The following is a 22,308-nucleotide window of genomic DNA, read 5'->3' as shown; positions in this document are numbered from 1 at the left end:
GCCGAAGCGGCTCACGGTGAGCAGGTGCCGGCCCCGCGCAGCTCGGAGCCGACCGCCCGTCAGCGGGTGTTTGTCAAAATCACCCGCCAGGCCGAGGAGGACGCCAGCTTGCTGGTCAGCCTCAAGGCGCTGCTACAGGAGCATCCCGGTGCTATGCCTACCGTACTCTTTTATGAGAGCAGCCAGCGTCTGCTGGCGTTGAGCGATGCTTACAGCATTAAGCCTTCTCCTCAGCTTTTTGATCGAATGGAGTCGATGTTGGGTGAAGGCACGGTGAAAGTCAAATGATGGGCACACAGCAACCTGCCATTATTGTAACGGTTTAATGAACATTTTCCTTCGCTCCCGCATACACTTGGAAAACTGGCGGAACAGGAGGTTCAACACGTATCCTGCACCATAAGGTCCCGCACGGTGAAGAATAGAACTGTACGGTGAAGGCGGGAGGAAAATCATGTCCTATGAATATGCAGAAACCTTGTTAAATCGCAGAGGCATTCGTATCGAGTCCATTGCGGACATTGTTTTTCAGCTTCAGCTAAAATATTATCCTCATTTGACTATTGAAGAATGTATGGACAGTGTGAAAGCAGTTTTACAGAAGCGTGAAGTGCAATATACACTGCTGACAGGCATTGCGCTCGATGAACTGGCCGAAAAAAAACTTCTCCCCCAGCCACTGCAAGCCATCATGGAGGCAGACGAGCCGCTGTACGGAGTGGACGAGACACTGGCTCTTGGAATTACGAGTGTGTACGGCATGATCGGCTTAACCAGTTTTGGTTATCTGGATAAGGAAAAGACGGGAATTATTGAACAGCTAAACCAAAAAGGCAGTGGTATTCATGTGTTTTTAGACGATCTTGTCGCCGGACTGGCTGCAGCTGCTTCTTCGCGCATTGCTCATCGGAGCCTTCATGCCAAGCATTATCCTGCGTCATTGGATGCTTAATTGGCCTGTGTAAACAGAGTCGATGATTTTCTAGGCCCTCCGACGGAACTTGAATGATCAGGAGGGCTTTTGTTGCGGGAAAAAAGTAAGGTATGTTATCATGAGTCTATTATATGGGCTCAAAACTTGAGGCTTAGGGGGTAGAAACAAGGCATGTGGACGGTGATTTATATTGCACCGACGGCCAGACTGGCTGACATGATTAAGCTCAAACTGTCTGAAGAAGGTTTTATGGTGCAGGCCCGGGCCATCAGCGCATCCAAGCAACAGTTTGAGATACTTGTGCCTTCGGGTGAAGTCGAAGAAATACAGGAAGTGCTTAATTCGATTTTGCGCCCTTGAGTCCGGAACGGCGGAGTGATACAGCAGCATGAATGGAACAAAGGATGCACGATCGGCGGTAATGTTTTATAAACAGGCGTTGACGTGTGTATGAACATAATGCTTAGAGGTGCCGCACAGACGGCAGAGGACCTTGTATCGGTTACGGCTGACAAATAAACGGCTGGAGAGGTGTAGTTGTGTTTAAAGATTTATTTCAAAAGAAGCGTAAATACGCGACCATCCCTTCGGAACGGGCGCTGAGCGGCGATCAAGCGGACATGCCGGATCGTCCCAAACGGGAAATTCCCGAAGGTCTTATGACCAAATGTGGCAAGTGCGGAAGTATTCAATACAGCAAAGAACTGGAGAAAAATTTGAAAGTGTGTCCTGTGTGCGGATACCATATGCGTCTTAATGCGATGGATCGCATTCGCATGGTGCTCGACGAAGACACGTTTACGGAATATGATGCCGATATGATTTCGGTTGATCCGCTGGACTTTCCGGGATATGCGAGTAAGCTGGAGCAACAGACCCTGAAATCTGGCTTGCGAGAGGCTGTCGTTACGGGCGACGGCCTTATTTATGGACATCCTGTTGTCGTTGCTGTGATGAGCTTTGACTTTTTTACTGGCAGTATGGGTTCGGTCGTAGGAGAGAAAATTACCCGCGCCATTGAGCAAGCAATAGACAAGCGTCTGCCGCTTATTATTTTCTCGACTTCCGGCGGGGCACGTATGCAGGAAAGTATTTTAAGCCTAATGCAGATGGCAAAAACAAGTGCTGCTCTTGCTCGTCTGGATGAGCAGGGCTTGCTCTATATTTCCGTTATCACCGATCCGACTACAGGTGGAGTATCCGCCAGCTTTGCTACGCTTGGAGATATTAACATCGCGGAACCGGGGGCTGTATTCGGTTTTGCAGGTCGTATCGTAATTGAGCAGACGATCAGACAGAAGCTGCCGGATGATTTTCAAACTTCCGAATTTAATTTGCAGCACGGACAATTGGATATGGTTGTACATCGCAAGGAACTGCGTGATACCCTTGGGCAACTGCTTGATTTGCACAGTGTGAAAGGGGTGGAATAGATGGCTGGCGAATTGCCTTATGAAAAGCCCCTGGTCGAAATGCGACAGAAGATCGAAGAACTCAAGCAATTCGGACAGGATAAGCAAATTGATTTTACAGATGAAATCAACCGTCTGGAGGAACGTTATCTCGAGATGGAAGAAGAAATATATTCGAACATTACAGCACCACAAAAAATGCATCTGGCTCGTCATCATCAAAGACCAACGTCTCTTGATTTGATTGAGCAGGTGTTTACGGACTTTATTGAATTGCACGGCGACCGCTTGTTTGGAGACGATCTGGCGGTTGTGGGCGGGATTGCCAAGCTAAATGGTATTCCGGTGACCGTCATTGGCCAGCAGCGTGGTAAGGATACGAAAGATAACATTGCACGTTTTTTCGGTAGTGCCCACCCGGAAGGATTCCGTAAAGGCTTGCGTCTTATGCAGCAGGCTGACAAATTCAAACGCCCTATCATTACATTTATTGATACGAAGGGCGCTTATCCGGGTAATACAGCAGAGGAGAGAGGTCAATCGGAAGCGATTGCCCGTAACTTGCGGGAGATGGCAAAGCTTTCGGTGCCTGTTATTTGTGTGGTCATCGGCGAGGGTGGAAGCGGCGGTGCGCTTGCGTTTGCAGTCGGTAACCGTGTGCTGATGCTGGAACATGCCATTTATTCGGCCATTTCTCCAAACGGCGCAGCCTCGATTCTATGGAAAGATGCTTCCAAGGCGGATCAGGCAGCTGAAGCCATGAAGATTACAGCTAATGACCTCCTGCGCATGGAGATAATCGAGGATATTGTGCCGGAGCCGAAAGGGGGCGCGCATCGTAACTATGAAGTGACCGCTGCCGCAATCAAGGAGTTATTGGAACGTCATTTGGCAGACCTTACGAATATGAGCTGCGATGAATTAAGGGAAGATCGGTATCAAAAATTCCGAAAAATAGGTCAATACACCTTCTTGAAACCTGCGGAATCTGAACCTATGTTGTAATACGCTGGAAACGGGTAACAATAAATATGACGAACTTCCTATACAAATAGGAAAAAGTGTAGTAGATTTAATTGTTGGAAAAAGATATAAAGTAGCACCTTTGAAAACGGAGGAAAAACCCAAATGCGCAAAACTAAGATTGTATGTACCATCGGTCCTTCCAGTGAGTCATTGGAAAATGTGAAGAAACTGATTTTGGCTGGTATGAACGTAGCCCGCCTGAATTTCTCTCACGGTGATTTCGAGGAGCATGGCAACCGGATTAAAAACATCCGTCAAGCTTGTAAGGAGCTTAACAAAAACGTTGCTATTTTGCTCGATACGAAGGGGCCGGAAATCCGGACAGGAAAGCTCGAAGTTGAACCTATTGAGCTTGTTCAGGACGAGTTCATTACGCTGACAACGGAAGAAATTCTGGGTACGCAAGATCGTATCTCCATTACGTACAAGGATCTTCCCTCGGACGTGGAGCCCGGCTCCACCATTCTGATCGACGACGGTCTGATCGGACTCACCGTTATTGAAGTATCAGGCACTGAAATCAAATGCCGCATTGTCAATGGCGGAACGATCAAAAGCAAGAAGGGCGTTAACGTTCCCGGCGTTGCCATTTCTTTACCCGGTATTACGGAGAAAGATGCTAATGACATCATTTTCGGTATTGAGCAAGACATTGATTTCATCGCGGCTTCTTTTGTTCGTAAAGCAAGTGATGTACTGGAAATCCGTGAATTGCTGGCGAAGCACAACGCAAGCCACATTCAAATCATCTCCAAAATAGAAAATCAGCAAGGTGTTGACAACCTGGACGAAATTTTGGAAGCTTCGGATGGCCTGATGGTTGCCCGTGGTGACCTCGGTGTGGAAATTCCTGCTGAAGAAGTGCCTTTGGCGCAAAAATTGATGATTAACAAATGTAATGTAGCTGGCAAGCCTGTTATTACGGCAACACAAATGCTGGATTCCATGCAACGTAACCCGCGTCCGACTCGTGCGGAAGCAAGTGACGTGGCGAATGCTATTTTTGACGGAACAGACGCAATTATGCTGTCCGGCGAAACAGCTGCGGGTAAATATCCGGTAGAATCCGTATTGACGATGTCACGAATTGCAGAAAAAGCAGAGTCTTCTCTGAACTACCGTGATTTGTTCAAAAAACAAAGAACGGCTCAAGAAATTAGTATTACAGAAGCAATTAGCCAATCCGTTTCTATTTCTGCACTTGATCTGCATGCCAAAGCGATCCTGACGTCCACACAAAGCGGAACAACGGCGCGTATGATTTCTAAATACCGTCCAGAAGCTCCGATTATTGCTGTGACAACTCAGGAAAGAACAGTTCGCCGTTTGGCTCTGATCTGGGGCGTACATGCAGTACAAGGCAGACCGGTCGTTGACACAACAGATAGCCTGTTTGACAATGCGCTGGAAGGCGGTCAGAAATCTGGTCTCGTTAAAGAGGGCGATTTGGTTGTGATTACCGCGGGCGTACCACTTGGTGATTCCGGTTCTACGAATCTGATCAAAATAAGCTGCGTTCCAGCACAAGCGTAATTGTAGCCTCTACGAAATAATACAGAGGCTGTATCTATTCGTTACAACAAGCAAAAGAGCATTCAGGTCAATAGGACTTGGATGCTCTTTTTTATGTTCTCTAGCTTTTAATCTCCAGTCCTTCTCGGCGTGTGAAATCAAGAAATGCCCGTTGCATCATGCTCAGGTGTGTATCTTGTGGATACACGATGTTTATTTGATAACGGTTCCTTTCCCTATCGGCTTCTGGATAAGGAAGCCACTCCACCGAGGGAAGGCTACTATCATCGTTATGAACTCCGCAGGCAGGAAAGAAGGCAAGCGCTTCTCCGCCGCCTACCACTTGCTTTACCGCTTCCCAAGAGTTGATTTTCAGATGGGACTTAACTAGCGAGGAATACGGATCTACAACAGATGCCCCACTGTATTTTACCCATGTGTGCATGTCCAGCATATTGGGTCCATCGACCTCCGCTGATTTGGATACCTGTACAGATGCAGAACGGATAACCCCAATCTGATCTGAAGCCACTGGCTCTGCCACCGTATTCTCCGGAAGAGATTCTCTATCGTCCAGAAAAGCAAAATCAATTTCTCCCTGTTTCAGTAGCTGCTTGATTGCATCCGGGGATTTTATGTCCAACTGAATACGACATTCTGGATATTGTTGAGCAAACTTAGCAATGATAGTGGGGAGGAGATACGTGCCTGATATCGACTCTGCGCCCAGATGTAATTGACCCTTTGACTCCTCTGTCAGTTCATCTACAGCTTGTCTGGCTTCTTGCTCGAGAGAGATAATCTGCTTTGCATAAGGCAATAATTTTTTGCCAGCTTCGGTTAGCATAATCCTGCCTTGTTGGAGAGAGAATAGGGAAACGCCCATTTCCTTTTCCAAGCTTTTCATATGAAAGCTGACGGTAGGCTGTTTGACTTGCAAAGCTTCGGCCACGTCCGTCGCCTTATGGAATTTGTCGATCAGCATCAAGATGCGTAATTTTAGAATATTCATGGAATCGAACAGCTCTCCTTACTTGTTATTCATGTGTGCATTTTAAACTATAGATTAATTATATACCGTAAAATAATTTATCTATCAATATTTTATATTTGTTTTACAAAACCACGTCGTTCGTCTAACATTCCAGGCCTACAATGTAAAAGTGTTGATGGTCATAAATAAAAAACCGTCACTTAACTAAGGGGAGGACAATAAAAAATGTTGAAAAAATGGCCGTTCATTCTGATGACTCTCACCATGGTATTTGCACTTGCAGCTTGCGGATCAGGTAACAATGCTGCACCACAAGGAGACGCTGCTACAGGAACAGACAATAAAGCAGCTGAACTGACAGGTAACATTCTGGCTGTTGGCTCCACTGCACTTCAACCATTGGTAGAGCAAGCGGGACAAAAATTTATGGCTGTCGATAAATATAAAGGCATTGCAGTTCAAGTACAGGGCGGCGGTAGCGGTACTGGCTTGACTCAGGTTTCCGGCGGACAAGCGGATATCGGTAACTCTGACGTGTTTGCAAAAGAAAAACTGGAGAGCGGCGCAGATGAGCTGGTCGATCATCAAGTAGCTGTTGTAGCCATGTCAGCGGTAGCGAATCCTAAAGTAGGCGTAACAGACCTGAAAAAAGATCAATTGGTACAAATTTTCACAGGTAAAATCACGAACTGGAAAGAAATTGGCGGTGCGGATCAAAAAATCGTTATCGTGAACCGTCCAAGCAGCTCAGGTACTCGTGCCACCTTTGAAAAATACGCACTGGGACAAAAAACAGAAGATCTGCCGGGCTCTATTCAAGAAGATTCCTCTGGTACTGTGAAAAAGCTGATTGCTGAAACACCGGGTGCGATTGGTTATCTGGCTCTGTCCTACATCGACAATACAGTAACTGCTTTGAAATACGATGGCGTTGAAGCCAATGTTGAAAATGTAGAACAAGGTAAATATCCAGTATGGGCTTACGAGCATATGTACACCAAAGGTGAGCCAAAAGAGCATGTGAAAGCATTCCTGGACTACATTCTGTCTGATGAAATCCAAAAAACGGATGTCGTAGACTTGGGATACATCCCAGTGTCAGGTATGCAAGTGAAACGTGATGCTGACGGTAATATCACGAAATAAGGAGAGCCACACTTCCTGTTCGGATGAACGCAGCTAACGCGAGTATATTCACGAAGAAGAGGCGGACTAGCGTCCGGCCTCTATTCTTCGGTTAAAGGAGTTACAGTATGGAACCAATTGAAGGGAAGGCATACATGGAACAGAATAAACGATCCCGAGTTATGAAAGAAAGACATTACTGGGAAGAATGGACCGGCCGCATTTATACGTCGGTTTGTGTCGTTTTTTTAGTTGCAGTCATTGTCTCCATCGTATATTTTGTTGCCTCTAAAGGTGTAGCTACATTTGCGGTGAATGGAGTCAGTCTGCGAGAGTTTTTCTTTGGAACCAAATGGAGCCCGGATGGCGAACCCAAGTCCTTCGGCGCGCTTCCGTTTATTACAGGTTCTTTTGCCGTAACCATTCTGGCGGCCTTAATCGCCAGTCCGCTTAGTTTGTGCGCGGCTTTGTTTATGACGGAAATTGTGCCGAAATCGGGTAAACGTATCCTTCAGCCTGCCATTGAATTATTATCCGGTATTCCGTCTGTTGTATATGGCTTTGTCGGTTTGACCGTGATCGTCCCGCTGCTGCGGAACGTGTTTGGGGGACAAGGCATCGGTATTCTGGCAGGCTGCCTTGTGTTGTCGGTTATGATTTTGCCAACAATTACAAGTATTATGGCGGATGCGTTGTCTTCCTTGCCGGGGGGGCTGCGTGAATCCTCTTATGCTTTGGGTGCTACCCGCTGGCAGACGATTGCCCGTGTTATTATTCCGACGTTACTGCCTGCTCTTTTAACAGGAATTATTCTCGGTATGGCTCGTGCCTTCGGGGAAGCGTTGGCTGTACAGATGGTGATCGGGAATGCTCCACACGTACCGCATTCCTTGCTGGAATCCGCTTCGACCTTGACCAGCGTCATTACACTTAGCATGGGCAATACAGCCATGGGCTCGGTTCATAACAATGCTCTCTGGAGCATGGCGCTTGTTCTTCTGCTCATGACATTCATTTTCGTGCTGCTGGTAAGGCTGCTTGAAAGGAGAAACCGGGTTTGATGAAAGCTAAAACGACCGACAAGATCGCTACATTTGTAATCTGTTTCTTCGCCTTGTTCATTGTTGCACTTTTGGTGGGATTATTGGGATTCATTTTGGCACGCGGAGTAAGTCACATTTCCTTTGACTTTCTAACCAGTGCTCCCCAAACATTACGTGCAGGTGGGGGCATTGGCCCGCAACTATTTAATTCTGTATTTTTGCTGATCTTAACTTTGATTATCACCATTCCGATTGGCTGGGGTGCCGGTATTTACATGGCGCAATATGCAAAGCCGGGGAAAATTACGGACTTCATACGACTTGTCGTCGAAGTATTGTCCTCGTTCCCGTCTATCGTCATTGGATTGTTCGGACTATTGCTTATCGTAAATACGTTTAATTTTGGCTTTTCCCTGTTGTCAGGTGCCTTAGCCCTGGCGGTATTCAACCTGCCGCTGATGGTTCGTACGACAGAACAGGCTTTCCGGGCTGTGCCGAAGGAGCAAAAGGAAGCCGGACTAGCACTCGGATTGTCCAAGTGGAAGATCATCACCTCCATTTTGCTGCCAGCTGCACTGCCAAGCTTGATTACGGGTACCATCTTGGCCGCAGGCCGTATTTTCGGGGAAGCCGCTGCTTTGCTGTTTACAGCAGGGATGAGTACGCCGCCGCTTGATTTTACCGATTGGAATCCATTGCATGCCAGATCGCCTATTAATCCGATGCGACCAGCTGAAACATTGGCCGTTCATATTTGGAAGGTCAATAGTGAAGGTATTGCTCCTGATTCCAAAGATATTGCCGCAGGCGCTTCCGCGGTACTGGTGCTGCTTGTACTTGCCTTCAACTTGATTGCAAGATGGTTCGGAAGAGTTGTATACCGTCGCCTGACAGCTGCCAAACGAATGGATTAGAAAGGGGATGGGAAACATGGAACAAGTCATTACGCGAACAGCAAGACCGGCTACAACCGTACAATCTACACATTCGGAACAGCTTGCGGGGCAACCTCCGCACCCGTTCAGTACCGAGGATTTGAGTATTTATTATGGAAGCTTTGAGGCCGTGAAAAAAGTAAATTTGGCCTTTCCTGAGCAGACAGTGACCGCCTTGATCGGGCCTTCCGGCTGTGGAAAATCAACCTTTTTGCGCTCCCTTAACCGGATGAATGATGAGATTGCGTCTTCCTCTACAACAGGGCACATTTGGATGGACGGGCAGGATTTGACCGCGCCGGGAACAGACGTGATCAAGCTGCGACAGCAAATTGGCATGGTGTGGCAACGTCCCAACCCTTTTTACAAATCCATTTATAATAATATCGCCTTCGGCCCCAAATACCGGGGGGTGCGCAAAAAAAAGCAGCTTGATGAAATCGTCGAAAGCAGCCTGCGTAAAGCGGCATTATGGGATGAGGTCAAGGATCGCCTTCACGATTCCGCTCTAGCGCTGTCTGGTGGGCAACAGCAGCGGCTTTGTATTGCACGTGCACTATCCGTTCAACCCAAAATTCTGTTGCTTGATGAGCCAGCATCAGCGCTGGACCCTGTGTCTACAGGCAAGGTGGAAGAGCTCATTACTGAATTGAAAAAAGAACTGCGCATCGTTATTGTGACGCACAATATGCAGCAGGCTGCTCGGATTTCTGATTATACTGCTTATTTTTATATCGGAAGTCTGGTTGAACATGGGAAAACGAACGATATTTTCACGAATCCCGAAAATGAACTGACTCAGGAATACATCATGGGTCGGTTTGGGTAAGCGGTGCTGCTCATCGACTTATTTTATATAAGCTGTACGTAGAATCCTCTTACTAATCCAGCATTAGTAAGAGGATTTTTTTATTAATTTAGTAAACTCTTTCATTTGTATATAATAAAATATATTGATTATTTGGGTATATTTTCATATAATACATGTGTTTAATAGTTTATGAAGCGCCACAATCAAATTAAAGGAGAGGTTCGGAATGAGGTTCAATGTTAAAGCATCTGTCAAATGGATCGCCCTTTCAGGAATGGCGATTACGGTAACAACGGGACTTGTTAACCCTTCATGGGCAGCAGCGCAGCAGGATGCAACTGATACGGGGGCGAATGTTACCCAAGCAGTGTACGGTGATACGGCCATTTATAGTAATTCTGTTGTTCCATTCGCTAGCGCGAGTGCGAGCAGTCTGCTGGACAAGTATCGTGATTTCAGCAAATTTTCTACGGGCGACGTATCCGAAGATACCAAACTGGCCTTGAATATCGTATCGTGGCAATTGCCACATGGCGGATTCTTCAAAGCTATGGAAAAGAATTATAAATCCAAATGGGATGGCAAAGCTGCACGATCTACATGGAAAAGCAAGGATGGTGTAGAACTGGGAACGTTTGATAACGAGGCCACAACAACCGAAATTCGCTTTTTGGCGGATGTATACAAAAAAACAAAAAATAAAGACATTAAGAACAGTGTCCAAAAAGCAGTTGACTTCGTTCTAACCTCTCAATATTCCTCCGGTGGCTGGCCGCAAGTATACCCTAAACGTGGTAATTATTCTGATGCCGTAACTTACAACGATGATGCGATGGTTAGAGTTATGGTTCTGGCTGACGATATTGTGAACAAGAAGCAGCCGTTTGATAGCGATATTCTGGACAATACATATCGCTCCAGACTTCAGCAGGCCCTTAATAAAGGCGTACAATATACGCTTAAATCTCAAATTGTAAACAATGGCACACCGACGATCTGGGGGGCACAGCATGATCCGGTTACTTATGCATCTGTTGCGGCCCGAGCATTTGAGCTTCCTTCCAAAACAACTACGGAATCGGTAGGTATCACGGCCTTCTTGATGTCTCAACCGCAAACGGCTGAGGTGAAAAAAGCAGCTCAAAGCGCCTTGAAATGGTTAGACGCTAACCGGATCGATGGTATCAAATACAATCGTCAAGGTCCAGAGTTTTTCCAAAAGGACGCATCGAGCGTAATGTGGTATCGTTTCTACAATGTGGAAGACAATAAGTATTTCTTTTCAGACCGAGATGGCAAAAAGTATACGGACATCATGAAAATTAGTGAGGAGAGACGACTCGGTTATGCTTGGGCAGGAAGTCAAGCGAAAAGTCTGTTGATTGCAGCTTCGGAAAGCGGATATTACAAATTGTCCAAGCCGTTGCCTAAATAATAAAGCCATCATTATAAATGATTTGAGAGGGTAGAGCCGCTTCGGCTCGGCCCTCTTTTTGTTCCCGGGCTGTAAATATGGTTTAATGGAGAGAGGGTAAAATAGAGATAAAGATGCACAAAGATAGGAGAGCTTGTATGACTCAAGAGGAGAACCAAACGGAATTACGCTGGTATGGCGCATCGCTACGCGTCCGTTATCAGGAAAGCGACCAGATGGGGGTCGTGTATCATGCAAATTATTTGAACTGGTTTGAGATCGGGCGCACCGAAATGATCCGGCAGGCGGGCTTTAACTATCGGAGCATGGAGGAACGAGGAGTTTTGCTGCCAGTTATTGAAATCAATGCGAAATATGCGAGTCCTGCTCGATATGATGATTTAATTACCATTTATACCGCTATTACGGACTTCTCCAGACTACGTCTAAACTATACCTATGAGGTTCGACGGGTAACGGACGATGAGCATCAAAGGTATGTTGGAAAGGTATGGACGCAGGCAGACACGCTGCCGGGAGAGCTGCTCGTCACAGGGACGACACGCCACGTATGGGTGAATACCGAATGGAAGCCCGTTCGACTGGATCAGGCGCTACCTGAGCTGTACACTGCATTAAGGTCTGCTTTTACAGGCGAGGAGGGACAGAAGTCATGATGATGCGTAAACGTCTATGGCTGTTGCTGCTGCTCATTCCTTTGGCGGAGCTGTACGGGTTTATATGGGTAAGTCACTGGATTGGAGCGGGGAAAACGATTCTGCTCATCATTCTGACAACCCTGATTGGGGCTGCCATGATGCAATTTGAAGGTCGCAAGGTAATTGCCGATGCAAAAAATGAAATGAACCGTGGACAAATGCCTGGTCGTAAAATGCTGGATGGATTATGTGTCTTTTTCGGTGGGAGTTTGCTGCTTATCCCCGGTTTTTTAACAGATATTATTGGTTTTACGTTGGTGTTCCCTTTAACACGAGTGTTGTATCGACGTTTTTTATTGAAGTGGCTGGAGAAAAAAATGAAAAACGGCAGTATTACGTTTCGGCGGTTTTGACGTGAGCTGCCGTTTTTCCTATCTATGATCTAACGGACTCTTCCGGCGAGAATATAGTTGCGCAAGTCCTGAATGACATTCGCGCGATTCAGTGCATCAACGACAATGAATGATACAGGTCCGATAATCAGTCCTAAAACGCCAAACAGCTTGAGCCCGATGAACATACCAATGAGGGTGGGAAGCGGGTTCAAGCCCACGCTACTGGCCAACACCTTAGGTTCCACGATCTGCCGTCCAACCAACAGAATGATATATAGGATCGACAATCCTACCCCTAGTGCCAAATTACCTGACATATATGCATACAGTATCCACGGAATCATCACGATGCCAACCCCTAAATAAGGCAGCAAGTCCACCAGCCCGATCATCAAACCGATGGTAAAGGCGGATTCCACACGTAATATGAACAGTCCAACAATGACCGTTAATGCCGTAATGGAGATTATGATAAACTGTGCTCGCAAATAGCCGTACAGTGCTTTACGCAGATCGTGCCATATATCCGACAAGGGCTTGCGAATCGTATCAGGAACCGTATTTGAGAGCATCCGACTATGTCGGTCCCAGTCCTTACTAATAAAAAAGGCCGCTAATACAATAACCATTAGCACTGCACCCATATTAGGCAGAGAGGTCAGCAAGTTCAAAACTCCATTAAAAAATTGGGCGACTAGCGTAGTGACAGCCGAACTGACTGTTTGAGTTGTTTTATCAATATTACTGTTAATGGTATGTTGGTAATCCGGATTATCCCGAATAAAATGGTTAATTTCAATAATTACATTTTGAATCAAATCGCTTTGAGTCCAATCGATAAACAGGCTTTTAAAACGCTCGATATGCCCGTCAAAAGTCATGGCCAGCTTAATAACTTCTCGGACAATGCGGGTGATTGCCGCAGACAGAATAATTGCGATTCCGCCTAAATATACAAATAATGAGACCGTGACAGCCATCCAACGTGGCATACGGGCCTTGTTACGCAGAAAACCAACCAGTGGATTCATGGCATAGGCTACAAGCCAGGCGAACAGGAAGGGATAGACGAGAGGAAATAGCACATATATGCCCAGCAACAGAGCTACAATCACGATTGCGACCCATAGTGCGCGAAATATGCGATTCAGGATTAACCGGCTCAAGCTCTCACGGCTCCTTTCTTTTACGATGGTATTCCACAAAATAAGTGTTCTACTATACATATGCGGGAAGGGGGTGAGACAAGACCTGTGTAAAAAAGTGCAAATGGACTAATATATTTTGTAAGGGGTTTCAAAAATTTCTTTATAGAAGCGATAAAACATTTGAATGTGTTGGAATAGCCTTGAATGTTCACATAAACGACAAAATCCAGTATAGTGAAAGAAGGTTTAAATATTGACATATGGCGTTAACATTACTCAGCTATTTAAAAGGCATATCTTACTTTTGAAAATGTTTACATTGCAAGTCCGTTCACAATGTTTTTACAAAGGAGAGATGTAACGATGACAGCGACTAAAGGTCTGGAAGGGATCGTAGCGACCACTTCCTCCATAAGCTCTATCGTAGATGGCGTTCTCACGTACCGGGGTTATAACATTGATGATTTGGCTGTTAACGCCGATTTTGAAGAGGTAGCTTATTTGTTGTGGTTTGGAAAATTGCCTGATCAAGCGCAATTGCAGGAGCTTCGCAACCAGTTAAGCGAATACGCTGCTATTCCGGATGAAATTATTACTCAATTAAAGTTGTACCCGAAAGATTTGAGCACGATGGCTGCCCTGAGGTCAGCTGTATCGTCTCTCGCTTTGTATGACCCAGAGGCGGATGATATGTCCAGAGAGTCCAATGTGACTAAAACCGTCAAGCTTCAGGCGCAATTGCCCACCATTGTGGCAGCCATAGCACGTATACGCGAGGGCTTGGAGCCAATTGCGCCTAAAAAAGGTGTTTCCATTGCTGAAAACTTTTTGTATCAGCTTACTGGCAAGGATCCGGAGGAGACGGCTATTAAAGCGTTCAACCAGGCTCTCGTGCTGCATGCCGATCATGAATTGAATGCTTCGACCTTTGCTGCGCGTGTAACGGTAGCTACATTGTCGGATATTTATTCCGGGATCACATCTGCCATTGGGGCTTTAAAAGGACCGTTGCATGGTGGGGCCAACGAGGCCGTTGCCAAAACGCTGGAGGAGATTGGCGGTTTGGATCAGGTGGACTCATATATTCAGGCCAAACTGGATAACCGCGAAAAAATCATGGGCTTCGGACACCGTGTCTATAAAAACGGTGATCCGCGTGCCAAACACTTGCACAAAATGTCCCGCGAGCTGGGTGAAATGAACGGCGACACTACGTTGTTTGATATGTCAGTTCGAATTGAGGGAATTGTAACAGGACAAAAAGGCTTGAAGCCAAATGTGGATTTTTATTCTGCCTCTGTTTATACCCAACTGGGTATCAAGAGAGACCTGTTTACACCTATTTTTGCTGTGAGTCGTGTATCCGGGTGGACCGCACACATTTTAGAGCAGTATGAAAATAACCGTCTGATTCGTCCTCGTGCCGAATATACAGGTCCAACTGATCAAAAATATGTGTCACCAGAATTGCGCTAATCCCTTGTTGAAGGAAGATTGAGGTTGTATACCCTGATTTTAAAAAATAAGGTACAATAGAGGGGACGACGAGAGATGTAAGTTTTTTGTCTATGATAAAGATCACGTCTTTCGTCCTGTACCCATTCATATCTGAGGAGGAAAAGGAACTTATGGCGAAATTTGAAAAGTTTGAGCTCCCAACTGAAGGCGAAAAAATTACGATTGATAACGGTCAACTAAAGGTTCCGAACCATCCGGTAATTCCGTTTATCGAAGGTGACGGTACGGGTCGCGACATCTGGAAAGCTTCCAAGCGCGTACTGGACGCAGCTGTAGAAAAAGCATATAACGGCAGCAAAAAGATTGCCTGGTATGAAGTATTCGCTGGTGAGAAAGCTTTCAATACATACGGCGAGTGGCTGCCTAACGATACTTTGGAAGCCATCCGTGAGTATATTGTAGCCATTAAAGGTCCACTTACGACACCAATTGGTGGTGGTATCCGTTCCTTGAATGTGGCATTGCGTCAAGAACTGGATTTATACGTATGTCTGCGTCCTGTTCGTTACTTTAACGGTGTTCCGTCTCCAGTGAAACGTCCTGAGTTGGTAGACATGGTTATTTTCCGTGAGAACACAGAAGATATCTACGCAGGTATCGAGTATGCTGAAGGGTCCGAAGACGTGAAAAAGGTTATTCAGTTCCTCCAACAAGAGCTGGGTGTGAACAAAATCCGTTTCCCTGAAACTTCTGGTATCGGAATTAAGCCAGTTTCCTCCCAAGGTTCAAAGCGTCTAGTACGGGCAGCTATTCAGTATGCTGTTGACCACGGACGCAAGAGCGTAACGCTCGTACACAAAGGCAACATTATGAAATTTACCGAAGGTGCCTTCAAAAACTGGGGTTATGAAGTGGCTGAGGAAGAATTTGCAGATAAAGTATTTACTTGGGCTCAATATGATGTAATCAAGGAAAAAGACGGTGAGGATGCGGCAAATGCAGCTCAAAAAGCAGCTGAAGATGCAGGCAAAATCATTATCAAGGATGCGATTGCTGACATTGCACTTCAACAAGTGCTGACTCGTCCCGCCGAATTTGATGTTATTGCTACGCTGAACCTGAACGGGGACTATCTGTCCGATGCTCTTGCTGCCCAAGTTGGTGGAATTGGTATCGCGCCAGGTGCGAACATTAACTATGTAACGGGGCATGCCATCTTTGAAGCTACACATGGCACAGCGCCAAAATATGCTGACAAAGACGTGGTGAACCCTGGTTCCGTAATTCTGTCTGGCGTAATGCTGCTTGAACACTTGGGTTGGAAAGAAGCAGCTGACCTGATTTACAAAGGACTGGAGACGTCCATTAATAAGAAGATTGTAACTTATGACTTTGCCCGTCTGATGGATGGCGCTACACAAGTGAAATGCTCCGAGTTCGCAGATACCATTATTAGTAACCTGTAAGGAAGGGGAATGCCACGTGACCATTCAACGTAAAAAAATATCAATTGTTGGTGCCGGTTTTACCGGTGCCACTACCGCATTGCTGCTGGCTCAAAAGGAGCTAGGGGATATCGTACTGATCGACATTCCGCAACTAGAGAATCCGACCAAAGGCAAGGCGCTTGATATTTTGGAGGCCGGTCCGGTACAGGGATTTGACAGCCAGGTCACAGGCACTTCTAATTACGAGGATGCAGCCAACTCGGATATCGTCATTATTACAGCCGGGATTGCACGTAAGCCGGGTATGAGCCGTGATGATTTGGTAAATACGAACGCAGGAATTGTAAAATCCGTGTGTGAGAACGTGAAGAAGTATGCACCGGATTCTATCGTCATTATTCTGAGTAATCCGGTCGATGCTATGACCTATACTGCATACCAAACGCTGGGTTTCCCGAAAAATCGGGTTATTGGCCAATCGGGTGTGCTGGATACAGCACGGTATTGTACCTTTATTGCACAAGAATTGAACGTTTCCGTCGAAGATGTGCGCGGTTTCGTTTTGGGTGGTCACGGTGATGATATGGTGCCACTGGTACGCTATTCCAGCGTCGGTGGTATTCCTATCGAAACCCTGATTTCTCAGGAACGTATCGAAGCGATCGTACAACGGACACGTGTCGGCGGTGGAGAGATCGTTAACCTGTTGGGTAATGGTAGCGCATATTATGCTCCGGCAGCCTCGCTTGCACAAATGACAGAAGCGATTGTAAAAGATAAAAAACGGATTATTCCGGTCATTGCTTACCTGGAGGGAGAGTACGGCTATCAGGACTTGTTCCTTGGCGTACCAACACTTCTTGGAGGCAATGGCATCGAAAAAGTGTTCGAGTTGGAATTGACAGCCGAAGAAAAAGCAGCGCTCGATCAATCCGCCGAATCCGTACGCAATGTAATTAAAATAGTTACCGTGTAAGTTCGGTTATCTACTAAAACGGTATACTATTACTTGAAGAGGTGTCCCCAAGCCATAGTCATGGCCGCCGGACACCTCTTTTACTTATAAACAGAATATAAGTAATCTATTCGTTTTCCTCCTTATTCCTTTAATGTTGAAAATTTCAGCTTGGATTTGCTGGCACCAGCGGAGTGGACGGAACGATTGCGGACAAGCGTAAGCGTTCGCCTTTGTCTCCGGATTTATACCCTATAAAATATATTCAATAAAATTCGGAGACAACAGCGATGGTAGCAACGTTCCGTTCGCGGAGCCTCTCCCCAGCACCCAGCCAAGCTGAAACCTGCACCCCGCCACCTCTTTGCTTTGACCCGTTTCCCCGGTATAATAGAGTTTATATGCATTGATAGTTACATGAGGATTTTGCAAAAATCCAATAAGCGACTTCCAATGAACAAGATATAGATCGAAATGGTTTAGTTCGGCTATATCTTGCATTTCGGAGCGACTGAAATCGAATTTTGCAAAATCCTAACATAGAAAAGCATGTCCCAAAACACTGAAATGATGGTAGTCTACTCGTTGGAATATGATCGTTCTATGGAAAAAGAGTTTGTATGAAAACAAAGAAATGGAGGTTGTAAAGAATGTTTTTTATTCACATTATTGGATCACTGGCGATGGGTTTTTATTTATTGCTCCCCTTCGTTGTGGGCAAAATCGACAAATTGGCTCCTAGCGTGCAGGAGGGAACGATATCGGCTGTTCAGCTATTGAACCGTTTGGCTCAATTTGCACTGATCCTAGTGCTTGTTAGCGGTATCTATATGATTTTTGCCTGGGGTTCTTATTCGGTAGCATGGATCGTTGTCGTTTTGCTGTTGTTTCTCGCCATTTCTGGTATCGCGGGATCCATGGGTAAGCCGTTACGGCTGTCGCTGGAAGCGATTCGTAGCCAACAGCCTATTACGCAATACGCTGGCAAAATGCGAATGTTCAGTACGCTGCTTGCCGTATTCCTGATTTTAATTACGTTTTTAATGGTATACAGCCATATTATTTAATTATTCATTTGGTGAGAGCCTGTAATCGAATGATGACAAATGCTAAATTGAAAAAAACGGTATGTGCTGAAAAGCATAGGCCGTTTTTTTGTGCGCTCAAATAACTACATTTTTCCTTTTTCGTTTAACGGATAACTTTGTGTGGTAAATCAGGAGTAGAGTGGATGCAAATGTTGCATCCTAAAAAAATATCTGATTTTGAAGGGAGAATGTACAATGCCTAAAAGTAATCAACCTCAGCAAACCTTACCCCCACAGCATCAGGACCAGCAACCGGGGATTGAGTCCAAAATGTCGCCTGCACCCCAGTTTGAAAAACCAACTTACAAAGCCGCTGGAAAGCTAACAGGTAAAGTTGCACTTATTACTGGTGGGGACAGTGGAATTGGACGGGCTGTAGCTGTCACGTATGCCAAAGAAGGTGCGGACGTAGCTATCATCTACTTGAATGAGCATAAGGATGCGGAAGAAACAAAACGTCAGGTAGAGCAGGAGGGACGCAAATGCGTGTTGATTCCTGGCGATATCGGAGATGACCAATTTGCCAAAAAAGCGGTTCAACAGACGGTTAACGAGCTGGGCAAGCTCGACATTGTCGTGAACAATGCGGCAGAGCAGCATCCACAACAAAAGCTGGAGGATATCACCAAAGAACAGTTGGAGCGCACTTTCCGTACGAATATTTTCGGTATGTTCTTCCTCACGCAAGCGGCATTGCCACATTTGAAGAAAGGGAGCGCTATCGTCAACACAACGTCGATTACCGCGTACGCTGGCAACAAGACGCTCATTGATTATTCATCCACCAAAGGGGCAATAACTTCATTTACTCGTTCTCTTTCACTCAATTTGGTGGAACAAGGTATTCGAGTGAATGCTGTAGCACCGGGGCCGATCTGGACACCGCTAATCCCGTCTACATTTGATGCCAAGACGGTCAGCGAGTTTGGTGGAGCGCAGCCGATGAAGCGTCCGGGTCAGCCGGAAGAATTAGCGCCAGCCTATGTGTACCTTGCTTCAGACGATTCTTCTTATGTAAGCGGGCAGGTCATTCATATCAACGGCGGTGAAGTTATAAACGGATAAGAGGATAAGGGAAAGGTTGGGGCAGTGTTATGCCCTGGCCTTTTTTTCTGTTCACAGTGGAACATAATGAAGGTAGCCTGTAGAATGGACTTAACTCAACCAAAGGATGGGCATATTTTATGAAATCGTTTCGTTTTAGGCTTACCCTGATCATGCTGATTTTGATTGGCGTATCTGTCCTTGCTGCTGGAATCACTATGGGACAAATTTTTAAAAATTCGAATATGAAGGTGCTAGAGGAGAACATGGGACGAGAGATCGACCTGCTACGCGCTACATTCCCTTTTGTTAATGCAGATGCCCTGTCCAGTACGGATTACGTCTCCTACTATTCTCAAAAGGCGAAGGAAATTGCCCATCTGACGGAATCGCGGGTGACCTTCATTCGTAAGGATGGAACGGTGGTGGGTGATTCGTTAAGTGATCCACGCAAGATGGAAAACCATGCATCCCGTGAAGAAATTCGGCAAGCCACGGCGGAAGGAATCGGTCGGACGATACGCTACAGTGAAACTCTGCAGCGAAACATGCTATACGTCGCGGAGCCTGTTGTGTCGGACAAGGGCTTTGACGGGTATATCCGTTTGTCCATGAGTCTAAAAGCAGTAGAGGAGGGAGTACAGCGCGGCTGGACAGCCATTGGAATTGGACTCGTGTTGCTGTTTCTTGCTGCTGGATTGGTGAGCTATCGTATTGCTCGCAGCCTCACCTCGCCCATTGAACATATTACAGGGGTAGCCAACCGCATTTCAGGACTGGATTATGACGCAAGGGTTGGTGTACAGCGCCGGGACGAGGTAGGGCAACTGGGTGAAGCCATTAATCGTATGGCTGACAGCCTCCAAAACCAAATGAAAACGATACGTGACAATGAGGATTTACTTCAGAGCGTCATGAGTAATATGACAGGCGGAATTCTGATGATTGATGCCGGTGAGCGTATAGCGCTTGTAAACCGTGAGTCTGAGCGGATGCTCGGTGTCGTGGGTAAAAGAGTGACGGACAAGCCGTATCATGAGCTGAAGAAGCACTATGAGCTGACGAAGCTGATTGAGGGCAGCATACAAAGCCGAGAAAGGTTGCATGGTGAGGTGCATTTGTACAATCCAGAGGAACGACTCGTCTTGCTGGATGGTGTGCCTATGTATGAGGATGAAGGTGGATACCGGGGGATGCTGTTCCTTTTACAGGATATTACGGCTATTCGACGGTTGGAAAATATGCGGAGCGAATTTGTGGCAAACGTTTCTCATGAGCTAAAAACACCGATTGCCGCAGTCAAAGGCTTTGCCGAGACGTTGCTTGGTGGCGGGGTAAAAGATGAGGAGACGGCCCGCTCATTTTTGCAAATTATATATGATGAAAGCGAACGACTGAATCGGCTGATCGGCGATATCTTGGTGCTTTCCAAAATCGAATCCAAACGTTCCCCGCTGGATTGCTCTCCGGTTCATATTTCGTCGTTCATAGAATCATTGCTGGAAAAACTGAACAATGTAGCTGCCAAAAAAAGAATCACGCTACACATGGACGTTCCGGACGAACTGTTTATGGAGGCGGATGAAGATAAGCTTCAGCAGATTTTCCTGAACCTTTTGTCTAATGGCATCAACTATACACTTGATGGCGGCAAGGTAAAGATCAAGGTTATAACGATACAGCGGGAGAATGACACGGAAAAGGTCGTATTTACAGTCAGTGATACAGGCATTGGGATTCCGAAGAAGGATCTGCCACGTATCTTTGAGCGCTTTTACCGGGTGGACAAAGGACGTTCGCGCAATTCCGGCGGAACGGGTTTGGGATTATCCATCGTCAAGCACTTGGTCGACCTGCATCATGGTACACTTTCGGTGGAAAGCGAGCTTGGATTGGGTACCACATTTACGATTGATTTACCGCTATTGCAACAGGAAGAATGAACTAGAACATTTTTTACATTCTGTTAACAATGCCGTGATAAAATAAACGGGTGTCGCATGAGTATGGAAAAGATTTCAGAATTTTGACCAATGCGCCTTTAACAGGTAAACAGGAGATGAAGTTATTTATGGGACAACGCTTGCTGGTTATTGAGGATGAACCAACGCTTGCCAGATTGCTATCCTACAATTTGATACAAGAAGGTTTCGAAGTGGACACGGAGGATCATGGCAGTGCAGGGTTTGAGAAAGCCTCCAGAGAGTCCTACGATTTGATCCTGTTGGATTTGATGCTGCCCGGAATGAACGGGCTGGACATTCTGAGCAGACTGCGCCATCAGGGGCTGACGACTCCTATCATTATTTTAACGGCCAAAAACGGCGAAGCCGAGGTTGTCCAAGGGCTGAAGTCGGGTGCGGATGATTACATCACGAAGCCTTTCGGTGTTTCTGAGCTGCTGGCCCGCGTAACGGCTGTGCTGCGAAGAACTTCTGGCGGAGATGAAGGAGTGTTGTCTGATCAGAAAGATGGCTCCAAAATTCAACTGGGCGAGCTGGAAATTTACCCTGAAAAATATGAAGTCATTCTTGGAGGTCAGTCTATCAGCTTAAGACCCAAGGAATTTGAGGTACTTCTCTATTTGTCCCGCAAGCCGGGTGTGGTACTGACCCGGGATGATCTGATGAATGCCGTTTGGGGCTTTGACTACATTGGCGGTCAACGGACAGTGGATGTACACGTCAGTTCATTACGCAAAAAGCTGGAGCTTGATCCCGACTCGGTTCATATTGATTCGATCCGCGGAGTGGGGTACAAGCTGGTTGTGAATAAAAAAAGAAGCGCTTCTCATTTGTTATAAATGAGGAGCGTTTTTCTTTGTCCAGGGCAGTGTTCGGCGACTGTTGTGTCCATTTCGTGATTTTACATTTCGTTAACAAAAATAACCGTTAGAATCAACAAATG

At 46.1% G+C, this 22,308-nt stretch carries 22 protein-coding genes; 20 read left to right on the top strand and 2 right to left on the bottom strand.

The window, feature by feature from the left end:
* The 6 genes from AC6EJC_RS10430 to pyk form a co-directional block, all read left to right on the top strand.
* Positions 1 to 288, top strand: a 288-nt coding sequence (locus AC6EJC_RS10430) for a hypothetical protein (RefSeq protein ID WP_444953896.1), incomplete at its 5' end; no start/stop codon positions are given.
* A 166-nt stretch (positions 289 to 454) separates the two neighbouring features.
* Positions 455 to 952, top strand: coding sequence for a phosphatidylglycerophosphatase A family protein (locus AC6EJC_RS10425; protein WP_444953895.1), 498 nt, complete (start codon positions 455 to 457; stop codon positions 950 to 952).
* 153 nt (positions 953 to 1,105) lie between these two features.
* Positions 1,106 to 1,294 (top strand): hypothetical protein, encoded by a 189-nt coding sequence (locus AC6EJC_RS10420; RefSeq protein WP_013309585.1) that lies wholly within the window; start codon positions 1,106 to 1,108, stop codon positions 1,292 to 1,294.
* 179 nt (positions 1,295 to 1,473) lie between these two features.
* On the top strand, positions 1,474 to 2,367 hold the full coding sequence (gene accD / locus AC6EJC_RS10415) for an acetyl-CoA carboxylase, carboxyltransferase subunit beta (RefSeq protein ID WP_013309586.1): 894 nt from the start codon (positions 1,474 to 1,476) through the stop codon (positions 2,365 to 2,367).
* On the top strand, positions 2,368 to 3,351 hold the full coding sequence (locus tag AC6EJC_RS10410; RefSeq protein WP_444953894.1) for an acetyl-CoA carboxylase carboxyltransferase subunit alpha: 984 nt from the start codon (positions 2,368 to 2,370) through the stop codon (positions 3,349 to 3,351).
* Between the two features lie 123 nt (positions 3,352 to 3,474).
* Positions 3,475 to 4,905, top strand: coding sequence for a pyruvate kinase (pyk, locus tag AC6EJC_RS10405; protein ID WP_444953893.1), 1,431 nt, complete (start codon positions 3,475 to 3,477; stop codon positions 4,903 to 4,905).
* Positions 4,906 to 5,005: 100 nt separating this feature from the next.
* Here pyk and AC6EJC_RS10400 read toward each other — a convergent pair whose 3' ends face one another.
* Positions 5,006 to 5,896 carry a LysR family transcriptional regulator gene (locus tag AC6EJC_RS10400; RefSeq protein WP_444953892.1) on the bottom strand — a complete coding sequence of 297 codons (891 nt, stop codon included), beginning with the start codon at positions 5,894 to 5,896 and terminating at the stop codon, positions 5,006 to 5,008.
* 207 nt (positions 5,897 to 6,103) lie between these two features.
* On the opposite strand from AC6EJC_RS10400, the gene AC6EJC_RS10395 reads away from it, so the two are divergent.
* From AC6EJC_RS10395 to AC6EJC_RS10365, 7 genes are all read left to right on the top strand, one after another.
* Positions 6,104 to 7,024 (top strand): phosphate ABC transporter substrate-binding protein, encoded by a 921-nt coding sequence (locus tag AC6EJC_RS10395; RefSeq protein ID WP_444953891.1) that lies wholly within the window; start codon positions 6,104 to 6,106, stop codon positions 7,022 to 7,024.
* 107 nt (positions 7,025 to 7,131) lie between these two features.
* A complete protein-coding gene (gene pstC, locus AC6EJC_RS10390) occupies positions 7,132 to 8,064 on the top strand; it encodes a phosphate ABC transporter permease subunit PstC (protein ID WP_444953890.1) in 933 nt (310 codons plus the stop codon).
* Complete coding sequence (gene pstA / locus AC6EJC_RS10385; protein WP_014280701.1) at positions 8,064 to 8,960, top strand: phosphate ABC transporter permease PstA; 897 nt, start codon at positions 8,064 to 8,066, stop codon at positions 8,958 to 8,960. The genes pstC and pstA overlap by 1 nt, the downstream gene beginning before the upstream one ends.
* Before the next feature lie 16 nt (positions 8,961 to 8,976).
* Positions 8,977 to 9,810, top strand: a complete 834-nt coding sequence (gene pstB / locus AC6EJC_RS10380; protein WP_444953889.1) for a phosphate ABC transporter ATP-binding protein PstB — start codon at positions 8,977 to 8,979, stop codon at positions 9,808 to 9,810.
* Positions 9,811 to 10,018: 208 nt separating this feature from the next.
* Positions 10,019 to 11,227, top strand: coding sequence for a pectate lyase (gene pelA, locus AC6EJC_RS10375; RefSeq protein ID WP_444953888.1), 1,209 nt, complete (start codon positions 10,019 to 10,021; stop codon positions 11,225 to 11,227).
* A 137-nt stretch (positions 11,228 to 11,364) separates the two neighbouring features.
* Positions 11,365 to 11,883 (top strand): acyl-CoA thioesterase, encoded by a 519-nt coding sequence (locus AC6EJC_RS10370; protein ID WP_444953887.1) that lies wholly within the window; start codon positions 11,365 to 11,367, stop codon positions 11,881 to 11,883.
* Entirely contained in the window at positions 11,880 to 12,278 is a 399-nt protein-coding gene (locus tag AC6EJC_RS10365; protein ID WP_081276763.1) for an FxsA family protein, read from the top strand. The genes AC6EJC_RS10370 and AC6EJC_RS10365 overlap by 4 nt, the downstream gene beginning before the upstream one ends.
* Positions 12,279 to 12,307: 29 nt before the next feature.
* Here the strand turns inward: AC6EJC_RS10365 and ytvI are convergent, their stop codons facing one another.
* The gene (gene ytvI, locus AC6EJC_RS10360; RefSeq protein ID WP_444953886.1) at positions 12,308 to 13,426 is read right to left on the bottom strand and encodes a sporulation integral membrane protein YtvI; all 1,119 of its coding nucleotides are present in this window, start codon (positions 13,424 to 13,426) and stop codon (positions 12,308 to 12,310) included.
* Between the two features lie 345 nt (positions 13,427 to 13,771).
* Between ytvI and citZ the strand changes: the two genes are divergently transcribed.
* The 7 genes from citZ (at position 13,772) to AC6EJC_RS10325 (ending at position 22,204) form a co-directional block, all read left to right on the top strand.
* Complete coding sequence (gene citZ, locus AC6EJC_RS10355; protein ID WP_444953885.1) at positions 13,772 to 14,884, top strand: citrate synthase; 1,113 nt, start codon at positions 13,772 to 13,774, stop codon at positions 14,882 to 14,884.
* A gap of 152 nt (positions 14,885 to 15,036) precedes the next feature.
* Entirely contained in the window at positions 15,037 to 16,332 is a 1,296-nt protein-coding gene (icd, locus tag AC6EJC_RS10350) for an NADP-dependent isocitrate dehydrogenase (protein ID WP_444953884.1), read from the top strand.
* 16 nt (positions 16,333 to 16,348) lie between these two features.
* Entirely contained in the window at positions 16,349 to 17,290 is a 942-nt protein-coding gene (gene mdh, locus AC6EJC_RS10345) for a malate dehydrogenase (RefSeq protein WP_444953883.1), read from the top strand.
* A gap of 629 nt (positions 17,291 to 17,919) precedes the next feature.
* A complete protein-coding gene (locus AC6EJC_RS10340) occupies positions 17,920 to 18,336 on the top strand; it encodes a hypothetical protein (protein ID WP_444953882.1) in 417 nt (138 codons plus the stop codon).
* A gap of 216 nt (positions 18,337 to 18,552) precedes the next feature.
* On the top strand, positions 18,553 to 19,422 hold the full coding sequence (locus tag AC6EJC_RS10335) for an SDR family oxidoreductase (RefSeq protein ID WP_444953881.1): 870 nt from the start codon (positions 18,553 to 18,555) through the stop codon (positions 19,420 to 19,422).
* A 119-nt stretch (positions 19,423 to 19,541) separates the two neighbouring features.
* A complete protein-coding gene (pnpS, locus tag AC6EJC_RS10330) occupies positions 19,542 to 21,344 on the top strand; it encodes a two-component system histidine kinase PnpS (RefSeq protein WP_444953880.1) in 1,803 nt (600 codons plus the stop codon).
* Between the two features lie 128 nt (positions 21,345 to 21,472).
* On the top strand, positions 21,473 to 22,204 hold the full coding sequence (locus tag AC6EJC_RS10325) for a response regulator transcription factor (RefSeq protein ID WP_010349065.1): 732 nt from the start codon (positions 21,473 to 21,475) through the stop codon (positions 22,202 to 22,204).
* Positions 22,205 to 22,308 lie beyond the last annotated feature (104 nt).

The organism is Paenibacillus sp. TY11 (genome assembly GCF_059772165.1).
This window is presented reverse-complemented; position numbering and strand designations above follow the sequence as displayed.

What these genes read in the sequence shown, in the direction of transcription:
- AC6EJC_RS10325 (WP_010349065.1), top strand. Translation starts at nt 21,473, where the DNA reads ATGGGACAACGCTTGCTGGTTATTGAGGATGAACCAACGCTTGCCAGA.
- pstB (WP_444953889.1), top strand. Translation starts at nt 8,977, where the DNA reads ATGGAACAAGTCATTACGCGAACAGCAAGACCGGCTACAACCGTACAA.
- AC6EJC_RS10425 (WP_444953895.1), top strand. Translation starts at nt 455, where the DNA reads ATGTCCTATGAATATGCAGAAACCTTGTTAAATCGCAGAGGCATTCGT.
- AC6EJC_RS10365 (WP_081276763.1), top strand. Translation starts at nt 11,880, where the DNA reads ATGATGATGCGTAAACGTCTATGGCTGTTGCTGCTGCTCATTCCTTTG.
- pstC (WP_444953890.1), top strand. Translation starts at nt 7,132, where the DNA reads ATGGAACCAATTGAAGGGAAGGCATACATGGAACAGAATAAACGATCC.
- AC6EJC_RS10420 (WP_013309585.1), top strand. Translation starts at nt 1,106, where the DNA reads ATGTGGACGGTGATTTATATTGCACCGACGGCCAGACTGGCTGACATG.
- icd (WP_444953884.1), top strand. Translation starts at nt 15,037, where the DNA reads ATGGCGAAATTTGAAAAGTTTGAGCTCCCAACTGAAGGCGAAAAAATT.
- AC6EJC_RS10410 (WP_444953894.1), top strand. Translation starts at nt 2,368, where the DNA reads ATGGCTGGCGAATTGCCTTATGAAAAGCCCCTGGTCGAAATGCGACAG.
- pelA (WP_444953888.1), top strand. Translation starts at nt 10,019, where the DNA reads ATGAGGTTCAATGTTAAAGCATCTGTCAAATGGATCGCCCTTTCAGGA.
- AC6EJC_RS10340 (WP_444953882.1), top strand. Translation starts at nt 17,920, where the DNA reads ATGTTTTTTATTCACATTATTGGATCACTGGCGATGGGTTTTTATTTA.
- AC6EJC_RS10395 (WP_444953891.1), top strand. Translation starts at nt 6,104, where the DNA reads ATGTTGAAAAAATGGCCGTTCATTCTGATGACTCTCACCATGGTATTT.
- pyk (WP_444953893.1), top strand. Translation starts at nt 3,475, where the DNA reads ATGCGCAAAACTAAGATTGTATGTACCATCGGTCCTTCCAGTGAGTCA.
- pstA (WP_014280701.1), top strand. Translation starts at nt 8,064, where the DNA reads ATGAAAGCTAAAACGACCGACAAGATCGCTACATTTGTAATCTGTTTC.
- citZ (WP_444953885.1), top strand. Translation starts at nt 13,772, where the DNA reads ATGACAGCGACTAAAGGTCTGGAAGGGATCGTAGCGACCACTTCCTCC.
- AC6EJC_RS10400 (WP_444953892.1), bottom strand. Translation starts at nt 5,896, where the DNA reads ATGAATATTCTAAAATTACGCATCTTGATGCTGATCGACAAATTCCAT.
- AC6EJC_RS10335 (WP_444953881.1), top strand. Translation starts at nt 18,553, where the DNA reads ATGCCTAAAAGTAATCAACCTCAGCAAACCTTACCCCCACAGCATCAG.
- pnpS (WP_444953880.1), top strand. Translation starts at nt 19,542, where the DNA reads ATGAAATCGTTTCGTTTTAGGCTTACCCTGATCATGCTGATTTTGATT.
- AC6EJC_RS10370 (WP_444953887.1), top strand. Translation starts at nt 11,365, where the DNA reads ATGACTCAAGAGGAGAACCAAACGGAATTACGCTGGTATGGCGCATCG.